This is a genomic window from Mesorhizobium sp. B2-3-4, assembly GCF_006442315.1.
Taxonomy (GTDB): Bacteria; Pseudomonadota; Alphaproteobacteria; order Rhizobiales; family Rhizobiaceae; genus Mesorhizobium.
On the sequence record NZ_VFVY01000008.1, the window covers coordinates 111062 to 128293 of the forward strand.

The following is a 17232-nucleotide window of genomic DNA, read 5'->3' on the forward strand; positions in this document are numbered from 1 at the left end:
CTTGTCAGGCCGCGGTCCTTGACCCATCTTCCCCAGTGGATTGCGAGCAAGGGAGGCCAGCATGCCTGCATTCGACCCGTCTGACGTGAGAACCCTGTTCGGCAAGGTCATGGGTGCGTCGCCATCCGACATCAAGCTGGTGGCGCAGCGACTACACGACCACGCCTTCGAGCCGCGCATGTCGGCCGAAGAAACAAAGCAGCTTGTCGCCGGTCTCGGCTATGACAGCCTCGATGCGTTCTGCACCGACATCGGCTTGCCCGCGCATATCGCCGAGCGCTGGAGCCGGTTCGGTGTCTCAGGCGAGATGAAGCAGGTGTTCATCCTGCTCGCGGCTCAGCGCAGGCGCGTGGCCGAGGCCATCGCCGAGTTCGAAGCCATGACCCATGTCGGCGTCGAGGACTTTTTGCGCGAACGCGGGCTCATCTAAAGCGCGCTTCCGTCTCAGCCGGCCTTGGCCAGCAGTGCCTTGGCCGTGTCGCTGTCGGTGATCAGGACATTGGTGCTGACAGCCCTGAGCGCTGCAAGGATCGCTCCAACCTTGCGCTTGCCGCCGGCGGCAAGCACGACATTCGGCACCTGGCCGACAACCTCGAGATCGATGGCCATGACGCAGCCGTTGACTTCATGATCGACCAGTCTCCCGGCGGCATCGACAAAGTAACAAAGCATGTTGGCGACCGCGCCCCTGGCCTTGAGCGGCGCGATCAGCGACGACGCCACGATGCCATGCCGGAAGATGGTGGCGTCGGGCGACATGTCGCCAACGGTGAGCAGCGCGATATCGGCCGCCGCCGCGCGGCGCCGCACATCCTGCAGCGTCGGCTGCGCCCACAACAACTCGCGCAGCGCGGGATCGTCCACCGTGACCGGCGCGGTGATCTGGTAGCTGTCGACCTCGAAGACATCGGCGACCTTGGCGGCGACGATCGACGGGTTGATCCATTGCGAATGCGGCAGGCTGCCGACGAGCGCCACAACCGAGGCGCGCTTCAATTGCCGGCGGGCGAGAAAGCCGAGGCTGGCATGCAGCGTCGCGCCACCGCCGATGGCGAGCGTCATGCCGTCCTGCATCTGCTCGCCGAGATAGGCCGCCACGGCGTGGCCAATGGCTTTTTCCAGATGGTCGTGGACGGACGGTGTCGGAATGACGACTGCGGCATTGAGGCCCCAGCGTTTTTCGAGCTCCCGCTCGAGCGCCACCTGTTCGGCTGTCGGCGCGTTGATCATGGTGACGACGATGCCTTCGGCGGTGCAGGCGGCCAGCGTGCGCATCACCTTCACCCTGGAGACATCGAGCTTTTCGGCAATCTGTTCCTGGGTGAAGCCCTCGACATAGTAGAGCCATGCCGTCTTGACGCTGAGGTCCGACGAGACCATCGGCAGGCGCGCCGGAGTGGGCTTTTCCGTGGGCATGGATTCTCGTCCCTCATGTGTCATGGCCGGCGGCTTTGCCCTCATCCTGGAAACACCGCCCTTATGTCAACCGGATGCCGTGTTCGCGGCTGACGATTATCGCACAGCTATGATCATTTGTAATTGACATTGTACATATGAACATATTTTGTGGCTTTCACGCGCTGTGTCATCCACCAGTCATATGCGCCGTGCAGGGAGGAAGAGACGGGGTGCTGGCCAGGGCCAGACCGGTCATGCACAGACAAGACAGGAGGTCTCATGAAGACGCTATTCATCAAGCTGCTGGCCAGCCAGCTGGCACTCGCGGCAACTTTGTTTGCCGGCGTGGCAAATGCCGAAACGCTTACGCTCTACACTTCCCAGCCCGAAGCCGACGCGGCCAAGACCGTCGAAGCCTTCAAGAAGGCACAGCCCGGCATCGACGTTACCATCTATCGTTCCGGAACCAGCGACATCCTGACCAAGATGGCGGCCGAGTTCGCCGCCGGCAGCCCGCAGGCCGACGTGCTTCTGATCGCCGATGCTGTCTCGATGGAGCTGCTGAAGAAAGACGACCGGCTGATGGCCTATCCAGAGGCCAAGCTCGACGGCATCGAGCCGGATGCCTATGACGCCGACAAGACCTATTTCGGCAGCAAGCTGATCACCACCGGCATCGTCTACAACACTGCCGCCGCCGAAAAGCCGGAGCATTGGGCCGACCTTGCCAAGCCGGCCTATGCCGACGGCCTGGTCATGCCGAGCCCGCTCTACTCGGGTGCCGCGGCCTATCTGCTTTCGGGCTTCGCCGGCGACACCAATTACGGCTGGGATTTCTTTCAGAAGCTGAAGGCCAACAACACCGTCAGCGTGCGCGGCAATGGCGCGGTGCTGAAGTCAGTGGCATCGGGCGAGAAGCCCTACGGCATCCTCGTCGACTTCATGGCTATGAATGCCAAGAAGAAGGGTTCGCCGGTCGAGTTCGTGTTCCCGAGCGAAGGGGTGCCCGCCGTGACCGAGCCGGTTGCCATCATGAAGACGGCCAAGAACGTCGACGGCGCCAAGAAGTTCGTCGACTTCATTCTGTCCGACGAGGGCCAGAATCTGGCGCTGTCGATGGGCTATCTGCCGGCGCGTGCCTCGGTCGGCCGCCCCGACTGGCTGCCGGAAGGCGTCAAGGTCAAGGTGATGCCGTTCGACACCAAGGCGATCGTCGCCAAGACCGACGCCGACAAGGCGAAGTTCCAGGAACTGTTCGGCGGCTGAGCCGCTGATCGCAGCAGGGTGCCGGTGAGCGGCATCCTGCTTGCTCCGGGCAAACCCGCCCGCATCGAATCCCAGGAAACGCAATCATGCCGTCACGCATCAGGGAGAGCCGGGGCCAGGAAATGGTCCTGACGGCGGCGGTTGCCGTCGTCATCGTCCTGCTTTCGCTTTTGCCCATGCTGCGCCTCGTCAAGGAGATCGTGGCACCCGGCGGCAGCTTGTCGACCGTGGCGGTAGAGGCCGGGCTGAGAAGTCCGGCGACCTGGATCGCCACCTGGCATACGCTGGTCGTCGGCATCGGCGGCACGCTGCTGGCGGTGCTGTCAGGAACGCTGGTGGCCGTGCTCGTCTCCTTGACCGACATACGTGGCCGCAGCGCCCTGGTGCTGTGCTATGTCATGCCGCTGATGATCGCGCCGCAGGTGACGGCGCTCGCCTGGCTGCAACTGTTCGGCCCGGCAAGCCCGTTCCTGAAACTCTTCGGGGCGGCGCCGCCGCTCGGCACGAAGAACCCGCTTTATTCGACCTCGGGCATCATCCTGCTGCTTGGCGTGCAATATGGTCCGCTGGTGTTCCTGCTGGTGCGCGCCGGCCTGCGCAAGCTGCCGCGCGAGCTAGTGGAAGCCGCCCGCGCGGGCGGCGCCAACTGGTTCACCGTGCTGGTCACCATCGTGCTGCCCTTGATGACGCCGTCGATCATGGCGGCGGCAGCACTTGCCTTCGTCTCCTGCGTCGGCAATTTCGGCATTCCGGCCTTTCTCGGCATTCCCGCCAACTATCTGGTGCTGCCGACGCTCATCTATCAGAAGCTGGCCGGCGGTGGCCCTTCTGTGCTCGGCGAGACCGCGTTCCTGTCGGTGCTGATCGGCATCATCGCCATGGCCGGCATTCTCGCGCAGGAGATGATGAGCCGCCGTCGCGACTACCGGATCTCCTCGACATCGCTGCCGGCACAACCTTATGAACTCGGCCGCTGGCGTCCGGTCGTCCAGGCCGGCATGTGGCTGCTCATCCTGCTGGTGCTGGTTCTGCCGCTGTTCGGGCTGGTGCTGACCTCGCTGGTGCCGGGCTACGGCATCGCACTCACCGCCAAGACGGCGACGCTCGACAATTACCGTTTCGTGCTGTTCGAGCATGACGCCGCCAACCGCGCCTTCTTCAACAGCTTCTGGCTGTCGATCGCGGCCGCCTTCTTCGCGGTCGTCGTCGCCGTGCCGGTGGGCTATCTCATCGCCTGGGGCAAGCAACGCTGGGTGCGGCTGCTCAACCTGTCTGTCGAACTGCCCTATGCCTTGCCGGGCGTGGTGCTGGCGATCGCTTCGCTGCTGCTTTTCCTGCGGCCGATCCCGCTCACCGGCATCCAACTCTACAACACCGTCTGGATCATCCTCTATGCCTATCTCGCCCGCTTCCTGGTGCTGGCGCTGCGGCCGACCATCAGCGGCTATCACCAGATCGACCGGGCGCTGGAAGAGGCCGCTCAAGTGGCTGGCGCCGGCCTGTTCACGCGCCTGCGCACCATCGTCTTTCCGCTTGTGGCGCCGGCCGCGGTCGCCGGCGGCCTGCTGATCTTCATGACGGCGCTCAGCGAACTCACCGTCTCGGCGCTGCTGTGGTCCTCGGGTTCGGAGACCATCGGCGTGGTCATGTTCTCCTTCGAGCAGGGCGGCGATTCCAACTATGCGGCGGCGATGTCGGTCATCACGGTCACGGTCACCTTCGTGCTGATGCTGGTGACCAATCTGCTTGCCCCTCATCTTCCGAGCGGAGTTCTGCCATGGCGCGATTGACCCTTGACCGTGTGACCAAGAGCTTCGCCGATTTCGACGCGGTGAAGGATGTCTCGATCGACGTTGCCGATGGCGAGTTCCTGGCGGTGCTCGGGCCTTCCGGTTGCGGCAAGACGACGCTGCTGCGTCTCGTTGCCGGTTTCGAGAAAGTAACCTCGGGCGAGATCCGCATCGGCAGCGATGTCGTTTCGAACAGCGGTGGCAGTGTCGCGCCGGAAAAGCGGCGTGTCGGCATCGTCTTCCAGAATTACGCTCTATGGCCGCACATGACGGTGGCCGAGAACATCGGCTATTCGCTGAAGGTGGCCAAGCTCGACAAGGCGGTGGTGCGCCAGAAGGTCGAAGACGCGCTGGCGCTGGTCAACCTGCAAGGCCTGGGCGAACGCAGGCCCGCCAATCTGTCCGGCGGCCAGCGCCAGCGCGTCGCCCTTGCCCGCTGCCTTGTCGCGGCGCCGTCGCTAGTGCTGTTCGACGAGCCGCTGGCCAATCTCGACGTGCATCTCAGAGCCTCGATGGAGAACGAGTTCGCCGCCTTCCACAAGCGCACAGGCACGACAATCGTCTACATCACCCATGACCAGGCCGAGGCGATGGCATTGGCCGACCGCATCGCGGTGATGGATCATGGCCGCCTGGCGCAGCTTGCCACACCGCGTGAGCTCTATCATGAGCCGGCAAATGAAATGGTCGCGTCCTTCATCTCGCAAGGCATATTGTTGCCTGCGGATGTCCTGACGGGCGAAGAAGGCGGCCATTGCAAGGTCCGGGTTCTCGGAACCGAAATCGTGGTCCGCTGCCGGCCCGGTGAACACCCGCGCGCCGGCGCCAAGATCTGCTGCCGCTCCGGCGACCTCGAAGTCTCAGCCGACGCCACGGGCTTCGATGGCCTCGTCAAGCGGGCTATCTATCAGGGCGGCGCGGCGCGCATCGAATTCGCACCCGCCGCCGGACCTGACCTCACCCTGCATTTCGAGCAATCCGATCCTGTCACGCTGGAGAGCGGAACCGAGGCGCGGCTGCGGATAAAATCCGGCTGGCTGATCCCGGCAGCGGTGGTGGCCTCGTGATGAGGCTGGACCTGCTTGGCGGCTTTGGGGAAAAGGGCCGGACGAGCCTCGCCGTCAACAGTGGCGACGACCGCATCCTGCTCGACGTTGGCATCAAAGTGGGCGCTTCCGGGGCGGAGTATTATCCGGCGCTCGACGGGCCGGTCGACGACATCGATGCCGTGTTTGTCTCGCACGCCCATGAGGATCATGTCGGCGCGCTGAGCTGGTTGTTGTCGCGCGGCTATGGCGGCCCGGTCTTCATGACTGTCGAGACCCGCGACGAGGCGCCGGCCACGCTTGCCGCCTATGCCGAGCCGGGCGACTTCAGGCGATTTCCCTTGCCTCGGGACCGTATCGAACTCTTCGAACCAGGGGACACGCTGGCGAGCGGCAATCTCACGATCAGGACGGGACGTTCAGGCCACGTCGTCGGTGGCGTGTGGTTCACCGTCGATGACGGGCAAAGCCATATCGCCTATTCGGCGGATGTGGTGCCGGACAGCAACGTCTTCGTCATGGACACGATCCCGCGCTGTGATCTCCTGGTCTTCGATGCGTCCTACGGCGCCGATCCCGTGCCGGGGGCTGCCCGGGCACGGGAAATTTCCGAATGGGTGGCGCGGCACCCGCAGGGATGTCTCCTGCCGACGCCGCTGTCTGGCCGGTCGCTGGAACTGATCGCGGCTTTGCCCGGACCCTTCGCGATCCATGCCGGCATGCGCTCATCGCTGGAGGCGCAGATGGACGCCGGAGCATCCTTGTTGCCCGGCGTTTCCGAGATTCTGCGCCGCCGCTTGCAGGGGGCAACCGACTGGACGGATACCGACCCGCTACCGTCGATGCCGTTGCTGGCCGATGACGGCATGGGCGAAGCCGGTCCGTCGTCGAGAGTGTTGCCGCTTGCCGGACGGGTCGGCCATCCCGTGCTGCTTACTGGGCATCTGCCGTCGGGCTCTCCTGGGGAGATCCTCTACAAGGCAGGCCGGGCGGACTGGATACGCATGCCTACCCATCCGACACTCTCGGGCACGGTTGGCATCTGGGAGAAGGCGGGACGCCCCGCGGCGCTTGGTCATTCCTGTGCCCCCGATCTTCTCGATGAACTGAAGAGCTATATTCCGCCGCTGCTGACGCAATGGCGTACGGGCCAGCGCGTTGCGGTGCCGCCAAGGAGCAAATCATGAGAATCCTGATCTGCAACGATGATGGCATCGAAGCGCCGGGACTGGCTCGTCTCGTCAATGCCGTCGGCGGTCTGAGCGACGATGTCTGGGTAGTCGCGCCCGACGGCAAGCGCACCGCCGCGAGCTCGTCGCTGACGATCGCGAGGCCGCTGACGATGCTGCGCGTCAAGACGAACTGGTATTCCTGCTCCGGCACGCCGGCCGACTGCGTGGTCAGTGCGATGACGTGGCTTTTCGCACAGGAGGCAAAACCGGATCTGGTGCTGGCGGGCGTCAATGACGGCCGCAACGTCGCCGAGGATCTTGCCTATTCCGGTACGCTCGGCATTGCCCGGGAAGCAAGCTTCTGGGGCACACCGGCGATCGGCTTTTCGCGGGTGAAAAATCCTGATTTCAGCGACGGCGACGACCAATGGCTCGGCGCGTTGATCGGCTCTTTGTGGCAATCGCGCGCCGACTGGGCGAGGGAGGGGCATTGGCTCAGCGTCAACCTGCCGACCGCGTTGCCGGCCAAAATCCGTCAGCCGCGCATCGGCCGTGACAAGATCGGCCGCAAGGCCGAGATCGTGGAAAGCGAGGGGGATCGCACCGTCATCACCGTGCCGCGTGGCCGGGCTCATGAGAGCGAACCGGGGGACGAAAACGACGCCATCGATGCGGGTTTCGTAAGCCTCAACCGGTTGAACTGGTTTGGCGAAACGCGGCTGGACGAGCGGCTTCTGGCCGGGATTCAGCGCAACGGCGAAGCCTGCTGATTTCAGGTCTGGATCGTCGAGCCGCCTGAACGACGCGAGCGTGGCGACGCGCGGCCCTCAGGTCACCAAGCTGTCAGCGGCCAAATTGCGTCAATCCGATGCTTATGCTTGAAGCTGCCGTTATTTCATTCCACATCGGGCGTAATGAACGGCAAGATAGGAGAGTGGTTTCGCAATTGGCGATCGGCCTTGGCCGCATCGCTGGTCCTGCATGCCTTGATCGCGGCGCTCTTGTTCTTTGGCGTGCCAAGGTCCGAGCAGCAGCCGGTTCAGCAGGAACAGCCCGTCAATGTTGCGATCGTGCCGCCGCCCGAAAAACCTAAGCCGCAACCCGCTCCAAAGCCACCGGAGCCGAAGAAGGCTGAGAAGCCACCTGAACAAAAACCGCCACCGGAGCCACCGAAACAGCCGGACGAACAGGTTCTGAAGCGGGTTTTCCAGTATGGCCAGAAAGATACGGGGCCGGAAAAGTCGCTCGATGGAAGCAGCGCCAAACCCAACACGCCGTCGCCGGCCAAGGATGAGGCGGCAAAGCCGGCTACGGCACCGACGCCCGCACCGGCCCAGCCCTCCCCGGCTGCAACGCCAAACGCAGAGCCCAGCAAGCCTGACGAGAAACCCGCCACCGCTACGCCGGACGCCAAACCCGCGCAAAACGAAGAGAAGCAGCCGACCGAGGACACTGAAAAACAACAGCCGGACAAACAGGAGCCCACGCCGCAACCCGCCGAGCAGCCAACGGTTGCGGAGCCAAAGCCATTGGCGGCTGAGACCGGCGACAAGCCGGCGCCTCCAGCCTCGACTGCAAAGGCAAAGCCCAAACCCGCCAAGACAATGGCGTTCAAACCCGCGAAAGCCTTCAGGGCGCCGGCCGGGAACGCTGGAAGGTCAAACCCGACCAACAACGACGTCGCAGGTTCGCCGGTCTATTCCGGCCTTCCGGGCGTCAGAAAGCTCTTCTCGCAAGGGGCAACCGGCGATGCGTTGGCGACAAGCTCGATGGATAATGTGCCGCGCGGTCAGCGCGTGGCTACCCTTTGCGGCAATGTCCTGAGCCAGGAACTGCAAAGTGCGGACTATTCGATCAAATGGGTGCCGACCATTACGCTGGACAAGGGCAATGTCCTCAATCCTCCGCTGGCTGCCTTCAGCACCAGAAACGCCTGGTACAATCTGAACTTCCGGTGTGAAGTCGACGCCGATGCGACGAGGGTCCTATCCTTCAACTTCCGTGTGGGGTCATTAATCCCACCTGGCGAATGGGCCAGCCGTGGTTTCACGAAGTATCGTCTAAACTGAGCCGGCACGCCGAGCCCGGACATTGCCAGCCAACATCATGCCGGTCGGCGCAGCCGAAATCGGCACCGGCCGCCGTCTGCCGTGCTCTCTGTCGGCGGCCGGACTGCGCAAATCCAATGCCTATGCTTGAAGCCGCCGCTATTTCATTCCACATCGGTCAGGATGAAGGGCGAAGCAGGAGAACGGCGTCGGAATATGTTGTGGGGCATTCCCACATCGCTGATGCTGCACGTGCTTGTCGCGGCACTCCTGGTGTTTGGCCTGCCCGTGCCTTCCCAACAGCCGCAGGATGAGCAGCCGGTCAATGTCGCGCTCGTGCCTGCGCCCGATCAGCCGAAACCGCAACCCGCTCCAGCACCGCCTCCCAAGCCACCGGAGCCGAAGGTTGAAAAACCACCTGCGCCGACGGCTGAAAAGCCACCTCCGCCGGAAAAGCAGGCTCAGAAGCCCCTGCCGATCGAGGCTCTGAAACCTGTCGTTCAGTTCGGCGACAAGGATACCGGCCCGAGGAAATCCCTGGACGGGGCAAGCGCTCAGGACAATTCGCCGGAGCCGGCCAAGGATGACGCTTCGAAGCTGCGGGTCGAGCCGAACCCGGCAGAAAACCAGCCGGCCACGCCGGCAGACTCCGGGCAGGGCGCGGCACCAGCGCCTTTAGGCCCCGACGGCGAGATCGAGCTTCCCAAGTCGGCCGAGAAACCGACGCCCAAACCTACAAATGCGCCAAAGCCCAGCCCCTCAAACGCCTCGAAGTCTGCATCTGGCAACGGTTCGGGCCTTCCGGGTGCTCGCAGGCTCTATTCGCAAGGCGCTACCGGCGATGCGCTGGCCACGACCTCGATGGGTGGCGTGCCTCGCAGTGAGCGTGCTTCACTGCTTTGCGCCAGCGAGTTGCAACGGCAACTGGTGGAAGGCTCCTATTTCCCCATTCAGTGGCCGAAAGTTCCGTTGAAGGCGGGCAATATAATCGACGCCCCGGATGTCGCCTTCAGCACGACATCCACATGGTACCATCTGAGTTTCCGGTGCGAGGTCGACACCGATGCGACGAGGGTCCTGTCGTTCGACTTCCGTGTCGGCGCCGAGCTTCCACGCAGCGAATGGCCGCGGCCTCTCTAGTTTCCGCCAGCCTAGGCCGGCACGCGGAGCCCGGACAATTGCCGGCTAACTTCTTGCCAGTCGGCGCAGACGAAATCGGCGCCGGCCGCCGTCAGCCGTGCGGCATGCTCGGCATAGGTGTGTCCGCCGCCGGTGTAGCCGATTGCCGTCATGCCGGCGGCGACAGCGCCCTGAATACCGAAGGGCGAATCCTCGATGACGACGCAGTCGGCCGGGTTGGCGTCCATATTCGCCGCCGCGAACAGGAAGATGTCGGGCGCCGGCTTGCCGTTCTTGACCATCGAGGAACTGTAGATCGCATCGCCGAAGAATCCTGCCAGCCCGGTGATGGCCAGGCTGTGGTTTATGCGCTCGACCGAGGATGACGAGGCAACGCAACGGTCGCCTTCGAGCGTTTCGAGGAATGCCGCGATTCCCGGTGTCGGCTTCAACTCCTGCGAAAACAGGATCCTGGTCTCGGCCCAGATGTCGCCGTCGGCGGCCGCGGGAAACTGATGGCCGGTCAATTCCTTGATCCTGACGATGATGTCGGCCTGTTTCATGCCGACGCACTGGGCGATGATACCGCCGTGAACGCCCGGCATGCCGTGCTTTTCATAGACGCGCTCATAGGCCCTGGCGGCCAGGGGCTCGCTGTCGACGAGAACGCCGTCGCAATCGAAAATGATAGGCCTTGCTCGCGCCACGCGCTCGTCTCCTCACGTCAAATTTCGCACATCGCTATCGGCAAAAAATCAAATGTTCAATAGTGCGGCGTTTTTTGGGAGAGATGCGAAGCCGGCGGTGCTCAAAGCTGGCGCAAGGCATCGCTGGCTCGCGAAGACCCCAGCGCCCTTTGCATGGCCTGCCGGGACTGGGCACGATCGGGGGTGATCCAGTTCGGTTCGGCGCCGAGGAAACGGTCGAGGAAAGCCACGGCATAGGCCGGCATCTCTGTGACGTTCTCGCGATAGGACCACCAGGTGCGAAGATCGTCGGCGCATTTGTCGATGCTTGGCGCCGAGCCGAACTCCTGCTCGTAAATGGCCGAAATCACCGAGACGCAGTAATTGGTGTAGAGGAAGCCTTCCGGCCAGAAGCGGATGATGTCCAGCGTGCCGGCATTCTGATCGGTCTCGATGAGTTGGGTAAGTCCGGAGATCTCCCTGGCCGGGGCCTGTTTGATCAGTTCGCGCAGCACCAGCCCGGCGGCGAAGACGATGAAGTCGGCGCGGTCGATGGCGGCAAAGCGCTTCTGCGCCTCCATGATCTCGACCCAGTCGAGAAAAGCCCGGGTCAGCCTGGCCTCGTCGATCTCGAAGCGAACGCCGAACGTGTCCGAAACGACCTTGGCGCTGCCGCGGAAAGTCGCGCGGAACCAGCGCAGTTGCCGCAACCGGTGGCGCAGATCGGGCATGAGCGCCAGTTCATCCCTGAAGGGCAGTTCCATTTCATGCATCCCGTTTCACGGCAGGCTAGCACAGCCGTGCCGCCGCCGAAATCGTGCAGCGGCCCTGTGGATGACCGTGGTTGAGGCCAATATCATACATATTGACATTCGCGGAAACAAATGTTCTCACTTTGCTGTTGTCGTGTGCCGGTCCAAAGTGCGCCTCAACCTAGGCTCGGGAGGAGAAACCGAATGGCGATCTGGCAGTGGGGACTGCTTCTGCTGGTTATTGTGTGGGCGCTGCAATCGCTCGGCGTCTGGCTGCAGATGCGGCACTATTCGGATGTCTTCCGGGGCGTCACCGACCAATACAAGGATGGCTTTGTCGGCGCCGGCAATTTTCGCGGCCGATTCGCCAAGGGAACCATCGCGCTGGTCGTGGTGACGCCTGACCTGATCGTGCGCCGCATGATGGTGATGACCGGCCGTTCGGTCTTCACCAAATTCAAACGACATGAAGAATTCGAGGGTGTTCCCCTCGATCGACTCCGGTCCAACCCTGCGATCATGGGGGAGGGGGAACCCGGTGTGGCCGAGGCCGTGAAACGGGCGATCGAACAAATCGACAAAGCACGGTCGGAGCCGGGGAAGAAACCGGGCCTGTCCGGTTTGAACGTAGCAAGGGCCTAGAGCCGGACGATTTGAGATCGAAATCGAATCCGTTTCTAGATCAAAGGGATAGAGGACGCCGCGCACCGACTGGGATCAACCGGCGGGTGGCATAAGGAGGAGAAATGTCTGTATTTTCATTGTTGGCGCAGCATGCCGACATGGCCGTGCACAATTTGCATGTCGCGGGTGCCATGGTTTCGGACGCTGCATTGCATGGCAAGCTCGCCGTCGAGCATGCTTCCGACCATCTCGTTGTCCTGGCGCAGGCCGACAGCGGGCCGATTACCGTCGATCAGTTCAAGGAAAAACTGAAGGACGTCCAGCAGGAAGAGCAACTCGGCTGGCTGACCGCCATCGGTAAATATTTCATTGGCATCTTCCAGAAGGGCGGCGAAGTGTTCGCCGGTTTCGTCACCGGCATCATCCCGACGCTGGTCGTGCTGATGACCGCCTTCTACGCCGTCACCGAACTGGTCGGCGAGGAGCGCGTCCACGGTCTGGCGCGAGGCGCCGGCCGGATCGCGCTGACGCGCTACACGCTGCTGCCGCTGCTGGCGGTGTTCTTCCTCACCAACCCGATGGCCTATACGTTCGGATCGTTCCTGGAAGAAAAGCACAAGCCTGCCTTCTACGACGCGGCCGTGTCCTACGTGCATCCGCCGCTCGGCCTGTTCCCGCATATCAACCCCGGCGAATATTTCGTCTGGGGCGGCATTCTCGTGGCTCTGCTCGAGCTTGAGAAAAAGGGCGCCGTCGTTGCCGGTTACCACGTCAAGGTGGCGATCTGGTACGCCATCGTCGGCCTCGTCGTCATCCTGCTCAAGGGCATGCTGACTGAGCGCATCACCGCCATCATGGCGCGCCGCCAGGGCGTCGAGCTGTAAGGCGGGGAGGACATCATGGCCAAGACATTCAAAGCCGTAAAAATCTCCCGGGGCAACACAGGCTGGGGCGGCCCGCTCGTCATCGAGCCGACCGCGCAGCGCGACAAGATCGTCTCCGTCACCGGCGGCGGCATCCATCCCGTGGCCCAGCTCATCGCCGACATGACCGGCGCCACGGCAGTCGACGGCTTCAAGGCGCCGCCGATCGAAAGCGAGATGGCGGTCGTCGTCGTCGATTGCGGCGGCACCGCACGCTGCGGCGTCTATCCGCGCAAGCGCATCCCGACCGTCAATTTGACGCCGGTCGGACAGGCTGGGCCGCTCGCCCAGTTCATCACCGAGGACATCTACGTTTCGGGCGTGAAGCCGGCCAACGTCACAATGGCGGACGGATCCGAAGCGGTCACCACTGCGGGGGGAGCAGCATCGATGAGTTCCAACAACAACACCGCGGCCGCCGCGCCGCAGCCGCTGCCGAGCGAAGGCGGGCTTATCGGCCTGATCAGTTCGATCGGCCGCGTCATGGGCCGCGTGGTCGGTATCTTCTTCAATGCCGGCCGCCGCACCATCGATCAGGTGGTACGCAACGTGCTGCCGTTCATGGCCTTCGTGACCATGCTCATCGGCCTGATCCTCTACACCGGTATCGGCGACGTGCTGGCACAGCCTATGGGACCGCTGGCCAACAACATCGTCGGCCTGCTGATCATCTCGGCGATCTGCGGCCTGCCGTTCCTGTCGCCGATCCTGGGACCGGGCGCCGTCATCGCGCAGGTCATCGGCGTGGCCATCATCGGCCCGCAGATCGCCAACGGCACGATTTCGCCGGCGATGGCCCTGCCGGCGCTGTTTGCCTACAATACCCAGGTCGGCTGCGACTTCGTCCCCGTCGGCCTGGCGCTTGGTGAGGCCAAGCCGAAGACGATCGAAATCGGCGTTCCGGCGGTGCTCATCAGCCGCCAGATCATGGGTCCGGTCTCGGTGCTGTTCGCCTGGGTCGTCTCCCTGATCGTGTTTTAAAAAAACACCAACAACAACGAGGTTCGCCATATGTCGGTTCTTCTCAAGACACGGGTCACTGCAATCGGACCCGAAGTGGCGGACCTTGCCGAAGGGGGCGTGGTCATCCTGTTCGCGGATGGCTCGCCGCCCGAGCTTGCCGAAGTCTCCGTGCTCCACAAGACGGAGCAGGGACCAAGTGACGGAGCGCCCGCCAGGGGCGCTTCGATCACCATTGGACCGGTTTCGGCTGTCATAACGGCTGTGGGGTCCAGCGCCTGGAGCAAGGTGCTCGAAATGGGGCACGTCGTCATCTCGTTCAACGGCGCCGCCGAGGCCGAAAGGCCAGGTGAGATATGCGCGTCGCAAGTCGACGGCGAAGCGCTCGTGGCAGCCTTGAAAACCGACGCGATCATCACAATCGCCGCCTGACAGCATCCGCGCCGCCGCCTATGCTGGGCGAGGCGCCCATAACAAGAGTAAATTGCCATGGAACGCTCGACCATCGTCAGAGTGCATGAAGGTCTGCACGCCCGTCCCGCAACGCGTTTCGTCAAGCTCGCCAAGGGTTTCGAATCCGACGTCGAGCTGGTCAAGGACGGCAAGGCGGTCAGCGCCAAGAGCTCGGTCAAGCTGATGCTGCTTGCGGTCAAGGAAAACCAGGAAGTCACGGTGCGGGCCAATGGCGCCGACGCCATCGAGGCGATCGAGGCGCTGATCGGCTATCTCGAGAACCCCAAGGCGGGTCTCGAAGACGAAGAGATCCACGCTCCGGCGAACGACGCAGGCAAGGATACCGCACCCGCGCCGGCGATCGAAACCGCGCCGGCGGCATCAGGCGACGCAAGCGGTCTGCGCGGTGTCGCCGCAAGCGAGGGCGTCGCCATCGGGCCGGCCTTCGCGCATTTCCCGCCGGAAATATCGGGACAGGGCCGGATGCTGCAGGCGGGAGAAATCGCCGGCGAGATCGACAGGTTCCGCGCCGCCGTCGCCAGCGTGCAGGCGCGCATGGACCGGGCGCTGGCGCAGGACAATCTGTCGGCCGGAGACCGCGGTATTGTCGCGGCACTGAGGGATATCGCCGCCGACGACAGTCTGACCGGCGAGGCCGAGAAGGCCATCAAGGGCGGTAGTGACGCGGTCTCGGCCACCATCACCGCCGCCTCCATCATCGCCGCCGATTTCAGCGCCGTCGACGATCATTATCTCAATGCGCGGGCGGACGATGTCCATGCGGTTGGGCGGCAGATCTGCCTGGTGCTGCTCGGACAGGACGACGTCAGCCTCGAAAACATTCCGCAAGGGGCGGTTCTCATCGCCGACGATATCGGTGCCTGGGATCTGGCGCGCGCGCCGCTGAAACGCATCGGCGGCGTGGTGTGCGGCCATGGCGGCGCCACCTCGCATATCGCCATCATCGCCCGCTCGCACGGCATTCCGGCGGTGCTGGGCCTCGGCGACCGGATCAATGCCTTGCGCACCGCGCAGGAAGTGGCACTCGACGGCAACAGTGGACAGGTGATCATCGACCCAGATTCGACCACGCGTGCCGATTTCGCCGGCCGTGTCGAAGCGGCGGCGAAGGAGCGTGCCGGCCTGACAGCCTTCAAGACGGTGACGCCGAAGCTGGCGGACGGCAGGATCATCGAGGTCGCGGCCAATATCGGCTCGCTGGAGGAGATCGAAGCGGCGCAGGAAGCGGGCGCCATGGGCGTCGGCCTGTTCCGGACCGAGCTTCTGTTCATGCGCCACATGCACCTGCCGTCGGAAGACATGCAGGCCGAGACCTATGCGGCGCTGGCCAAGGCCTTCGCACCCTATCCAGTCATCGTGCGCACGCTCGACATTGGCGGCGACAAGCCGATCGCCGGCATCGAATTCCCCGACGAGGAGAACCCCTTCCTCGGCTGGCGCGGCATCCGTATGTGCCTCGACCGGCCCGATATCTTCAAGCGCCAGATCAGGGCGCTGCTGAGGGCCGCCGTGCACGGCAATATCAAGGTCATGCTGCCGATGGTCTCCGACCTTGGCGAGGTGCGGCAGACGCGCGTGCTGGTCGACGAATGCGCCGCCGAACTCAGGGCGGAAGGCGTGCCGCATGCGTCGTTCGATCTCGGCGTGATGATCGAGACGCCGGCTGCCGTGCTGATCGCGCCGGCACTGGCCAAAGAGGTTGCCTTCTTCTCTATCGGCACCAACGACCTGACCCAGTACATCATGGCCGCCGACAGGCTCAACCCGACCGTAGCGAAGCTCAACGACGTCACCAACCCGGCCGTCATGTCGGCGATCGAGCTGACCGCAAGGGCCGGCGTCGCGGCCGGCATCATGGTGGGCATGTGCGGCGAGGCGGCGGGACGGCCGGATCTGATCCCGATCTTCGTGAAAATGGGCCTGACCGAGCTGTCGATGAGCCCGGCCTCGATCCAGCGCGCCAAGAAGACGATCACGGCAATGGCGGCCGGGGAATAGGTCCGCAGCCCGTTCTGTTCCTGGAACTGCGCTGGGAGGCCTTACGGCAAATGCGCAAGCAAGGTGGCGAAGACAGGTGTCAATTCACCGACCGGGGTTGCCTTGGCGCAGGCCTGGACGATGCGGTCGCGACGTATTTCGGCGGCCAGGATCGCGATCTCCAGCATATCGGGTTCCGGCGCGCCATCGCGGCCGGTCGTCGCCAGGCCGCAGGCAAGGACGATCGGCGCCAGACAGCTTATGTCGAGCGCCTTGTCTCCGATTGCGGTTGCGTCCGGGGCGGCATCGCCAAAACGGATCGGGCGCTGGCCGAGGCACTCCACCAGCAGCGCCGAACACGTCGCCGCGATCGCCTGCAGTCCGGCATCCGGCGCGGCAAGCGCGGCCAACAGATCGCCATGGCGCTTGCGCATGGCCGCATGGACGGCGGCGAAGCCGGCTTCATGAATACGGGCATTGTCGATTTTCAGCCCGGCAAGCACCGCCTTGCCCAGATAATACATGTCGCGCCGGAACAGGCGCTCCGCGCCCAGTTGCCGTTCTTCGTCCCCAGCCGGAAAATAGGTGCCGAGACCTTTGACGGTCGTTCCGTCCACCCTTATCGGGCGCTCATGCGGAACGAAGGATTCAGCGATCGACAACGCTTCGTCGACGGCACTGGCGGCATGGCTGAGCAGGCCTTCGATGCCTTTGCCCGGGAAAGGCGGCAGATGGCTGGTGGCTTCTCGCAGCAAGCTGGCCTCGCTGGCACCGTCATGGCGGCTCTGGCGGATGATGTCGCGGACTTCCCGCAGCCGGTCCTTGAGATTGACGCGGACATCTTCGGAGATTTGTCGCAGCATCGCGGATCGCCTCGAAATCTTCTACTGATCGCGGCCGGCAGGGGCCGGACGTCAACCCTACATTGTTCCTCTCGATTGGTAGATCAATAGGCGATATTAAACCAGCATGGAGAATCGGCGATGGCTCGTCCATC

General features: G+C 63.7%; 17 protein-coding genes. 13 read left to right on the top strand and 4 right to left on the bottom strand.

The features are described from left to right. Window positions 1-61 precede the first annotated feature (61 nt). Window positions 62-430 (top strand): hypothetical protein, encoded by a 369-nt coding sequence (locus FJ967_RS14345; RefSeq protein ID WP_140732476.1) that lies wholly within the window; start codon window positions 62-64, stop codon window positions 428-430. A 14-nt stretch (window positions 431-444) separates the two neighbouring features. Here the strand turns inward: FJ967_RS14345 and FJ967_RS14350 are convergent, their stop codons facing one another. Next, window positions 445-1416 carry a sugar-binding domain-containing protein gene (locus FJ967_RS14350; RefSeq protein WP_140732477.1) on the bottom strand — a complete coding sequence of 324 codons (972 nt, stop codon included), beginning with the start codon at window positions 1414-1416 and terminating at the stop codon, window positions 445-447. Between the two features lie 261 nt (window positions 1417-1677). Between FJ967_RS14350 and FJ967_RS14355 the strand changes: the two genes are divergently transcribed. From FJ967_RS14355 to FJ967_RS14385, 7 genes are all read left to right on the top strand, one after another. Continuing rightward, complete coding sequence (locus FJ967_RS14355; RefSeq protein WP_140732478.1) at window positions 1678-2664, top strand: ABC transporter substrate-binding protein; 987 nt, start codon at window positions 1678-1680, stop codon at window positions 2662-2664. Window positions 2665-2750: 86 nt separating this feature from the next. Beyond that, a complete protein-coding gene (locus FJ967_RS14360) occupies window positions 2751-4454 on the top strand; it encodes an iron ABC transporter permease (RefSeq protein ID WP_140732479.1) in 1704 nt (567 codons plus the stop codon). Next, the gene (locus FJ967_RS14365; RefSeq protein WP_140732480.1) at window positions 4442-5521 is read left to right on the top strand and encodes an ABC transporter ATP-binding protein; all 1080 of its coding nucleotides are present in this window, start codon (window positions 4442-4444) and stop codon (window positions 5519-5521) included. The genes FJ967_RS14360 and FJ967_RS14365 overlap by 13 nt, the downstream gene beginning before the upstream one ends. Further along, complete coding sequence (locus FJ967_RS14370) at window positions 5521-6687, top strand: MBL fold metallo-hydrolase (RefSeq protein ID WP_140732481.1); 1167 nt, start codon at window positions 5521-5523, stop codon at window positions 6685-6687. Before FJ967_RS14365 ends, FJ967_RS14370 begins: the two co-directional genes overlap by 1 nt. Continuing rightward, window positions 6684-7442, top strand: a complete 759-nt coding sequence (locus FJ967_RS14375; protein WP_140732482.1) for a 5'/3'-nucleotidase SurE — start codon at window positions 6684-6686, stop codon at window positions 7440-7442. The genes FJ967_RS14370 and FJ967_RS14375 overlap by 4 nt, the downstream gene beginning before the upstream one ends. 144 nt (window positions 7443-7586) lie before the next feature. Then, window positions 7587-8741 carry a DUF930 domain-containing protein gene (locus tag FJ967_RS14380; protein ID WP_140732625.1) on the top strand — a complete coding sequence of 385 codons (1155 nt, stop codon included), beginning with the start codon at window positions 7587-7589 and terminating at the stop codon, window positions 8739-8741. 162 nt (window positions 8742-8903) lie between these two features. Next, on the top strand, window positions 8904-9860 hold the full coding sequence (locus tag FJ967_RS14385; RefSeq protein ID WP_140732626.1) for a DUF930 domain-containing protein: 957 nt from the start codon (window positions 8904-8906) through the stop codon (window positions 9858-9860). Between the two features lie 11 nt (window positions 9861-9871). Here the strand turns inward: FJ967_RS14385 and FJ967_RS14390 are convergent, their stop codons facing one another. Beyond that, entirely contained in the window at window positions 9872-10546 is a 675-nt protein-coding gene (locus tag FJ967_RS14390) for an HAD family phosphatase (protein WP_140732483.1), read from the bottom strand. A gap of 101 nt (window positions 10547-10647) precedes the next feature. Continuing rightward, window positions 10648-11289, bottom strand: a complete 642-nt coding sequence (locus FJ967_RS14395; protein WP_140732484.1) for a hypothetical protein — start codon at window positions 11287-11289, stop codon at window positions 10648-10650. A 192-nt stretch (window positions 11290-11481) separates the two neighbouring features. Here FJ967_RS14395 and FJ967_RS14400 point away from each other — a divergent pair, with 192 nt between their 5' ends. The 5 genes from FJ967_RS14400 (at window position 11482) to ptsP (ending at window position 16256) form a co-directional block, all read left to right on the top strand. Further along, window positions 11482-11919: a transcriptional regulator GutM gene (locus FJ967_RS14400; protein ID WP_140732485.1), complete on the top strand. Its 438-nt coding sequence runs from the start codon at window positions 11482-11484 to the stop codon at window positions 11917-11919. Between the two features lie 104 nt (window positions 11920-12023). Further along, window positions 12024-12785: a PTS glucitol/sorbitol transporter subunit IIC gene (locus tag FJ967_RS14405; protein ID WP_127279228.1), complete on the top strand. Its 762-nt coding sequence runs from the start codon at window positions 12024-12026 to the stop codon at window positions 12783-12785. Between the two features lie 15 nt (window positions 12786-12800). Further along, on the top strand, window positions 12801-13805 hold the full coding sequence (locus tag FJ967_RS14410) for a PTS glucitol/sorbitol transporter subunit IIB (protein WP_140732486.1): 1005 nt from the start codon (window positions 12801-12803) through the stop codon (window positions 13803-13805). Window positions 13806-13835: 30 nt separating this feature from the next. Beyond that, window positions 13836-14216, top strand: a complete 381-nt coding sequence (locus FJ967_RS14415; protein ID WP_140732487.1) for a PTS glucitol/sorbitol transporter subunit IIA — start codon at window positions 13836-13838, stop codon at window positions 14214-14216. Between the two features lie 57 nt (window positions 14217-14273). Beyond that, window positions 14274-16256: a phosphoenolpyruvate--protein phosphotransferase gene (gene ptsP / locus FJ967_RS14420; RefSeq protein WP_140732488.1), complete on the top strand. Its 1983-nt coding sequence runs from the start codon at window positions 14274-14276 to the stop codon at window positions 16254-16256. A gap of 41 nt (window positions 16257-16297) precedes the next feature. Here ptsP and FJ967_RS14425 read toward each other — a convergent pair whose 3' ends face one another. After that, the gene (locus FJ967_RS14425; RefSeq protein WP_140732489.1) at window positions 16298-17098 is read right to left on the bottom strand and encodes a hypothetical protein; all 801 of its coding nucleotides are present in this window, start codon (window positions 17096-17098) and stop codon (window positions 16298-16300) included. Window positions 17099-17232 lie beyond the last annotated feature (134 nt).

What these genes read in the sequence shown, in the direction of transcription:
- FJ967_RS14415 (WP_140732487.1), top strand. Translation starts at nt 13,836, where the DNA reads ATGTCGGTTCTTCTCAAGACACGGGTCACTGCAATCGGACCCGAAGTG.
- FJ967_RS14380 (WP_140732625.1), top strand. Translation starts at nt 7,587, where the DNA reads ATGAACGGCAAGATAGGAGAGTGGTTTCGCAATTGGCGATCGGCCTTG.
- FJ967_RS14410 (WP_140732486.1), top strand. Translation starts at nt 12,801, where the DNA reads ATGGCCAAGACATTCAAAGCCGTAAAAATCTCCCGGGGCAACACAGGC.
- ptsP (WP_140732488.1), top strand. Translation starts at nt 14,274, where the DNA reads ATGGAACGCTCGACCATCGTCAGAGTGCATGAAGGTCTGCACGCCCGT.
- FJ967_RS14375 (WP_140732482.1), top strand. Translation starts at nt 6,684, where the DNA reads ATGAGAATCCTGATCTGCAACGATGATGGCATCGAAGCGCCGGGACTG.
- FJ967_RS14360 (WP_140732479.1), top strand. Translation starts at nt 2,751, where the DNA reads ATGCCGTCACGCATCAGGGAGAGCCGGGGCCAGGAAATGGTCCTGACG.
- FJ967_RS14405 (WP_127279228.1), top strand. Translation starts at nt 12,024, where the DNA reads ATGTCTGTATTTTCATTGTTGGCGCAGCATGCCGACATGGCCGTGCAC.
- FJ967_RS14345 (WP_140732476.1), top strand. Translation starts at nt 62, where the DNA reads ATGCCTGCATTCGACCCGTCTGACGTGAGAACCCTGTTCGGCAAGGTC.
- FJ967_RS14355 (WP_140732478.1), top strand. Translation starts at nt 1,678, where the DNA reads ATGAAGACGCTATTCATCAAGCTGCTGGCCAGCCAGCTGGCACTCGCG.
- FJ967_RS14385 (WP_140732626.1), top strand. Translation starts at nt 8,904, where the DNA reads ATGAAGGGCGAAGCAGGAGAACGGCGTCGGAATATGTTGTGGGGCATT.
- FJ967_RS14395 (WP_140732484.1), bottom strand. Translation starts at nt 11,289, where the DNA reads ATGGAACTGCCCTTCAGGGATGAACTGGCGCTCATGCCCGATCTGCGC.
- FJ967_RS14400 (WP_140732485.1), top strand. Translation starts at nt 11,482, where the DNA reads ATGGCGATCTGGCAGTGGGGACTGCTTCTGCTGGTTATTGTGTGGGCG.
- FJ967_RS14365 (WP_140732480.1), top strand. Translation starts at nt 4,442, where the DNA reads ATGGCGCGATTGACCCTTGACCGTGTGACCAAGAGCTTCGCCGATTTC.
- FJ967_RS14425 (WP_140732489.1), bottom strand. Translation starts at nt 17,098, where the DNA reads ATGCTGCGACAAATCTCCGAAGATGTCCGCGTCAATCTCAAGGACCGG.
- FJ967_RS14350 (WP_140732477.1), bottom strand. Translation starts at nt 1,416, where the DNA reads ATGCCCACGGAAAAGCCCACTCCGGCGCGCCTGCCGATGGTCTCGTCG.
- FJ967_RS14370 (WP_140732481.1), top strand. Translation starts at nt 5,521, where the DNA reads ATGAGGCTGGACCTGCTTGGCGGCTTTGGGGAAAAGGGCCGGACGAGC.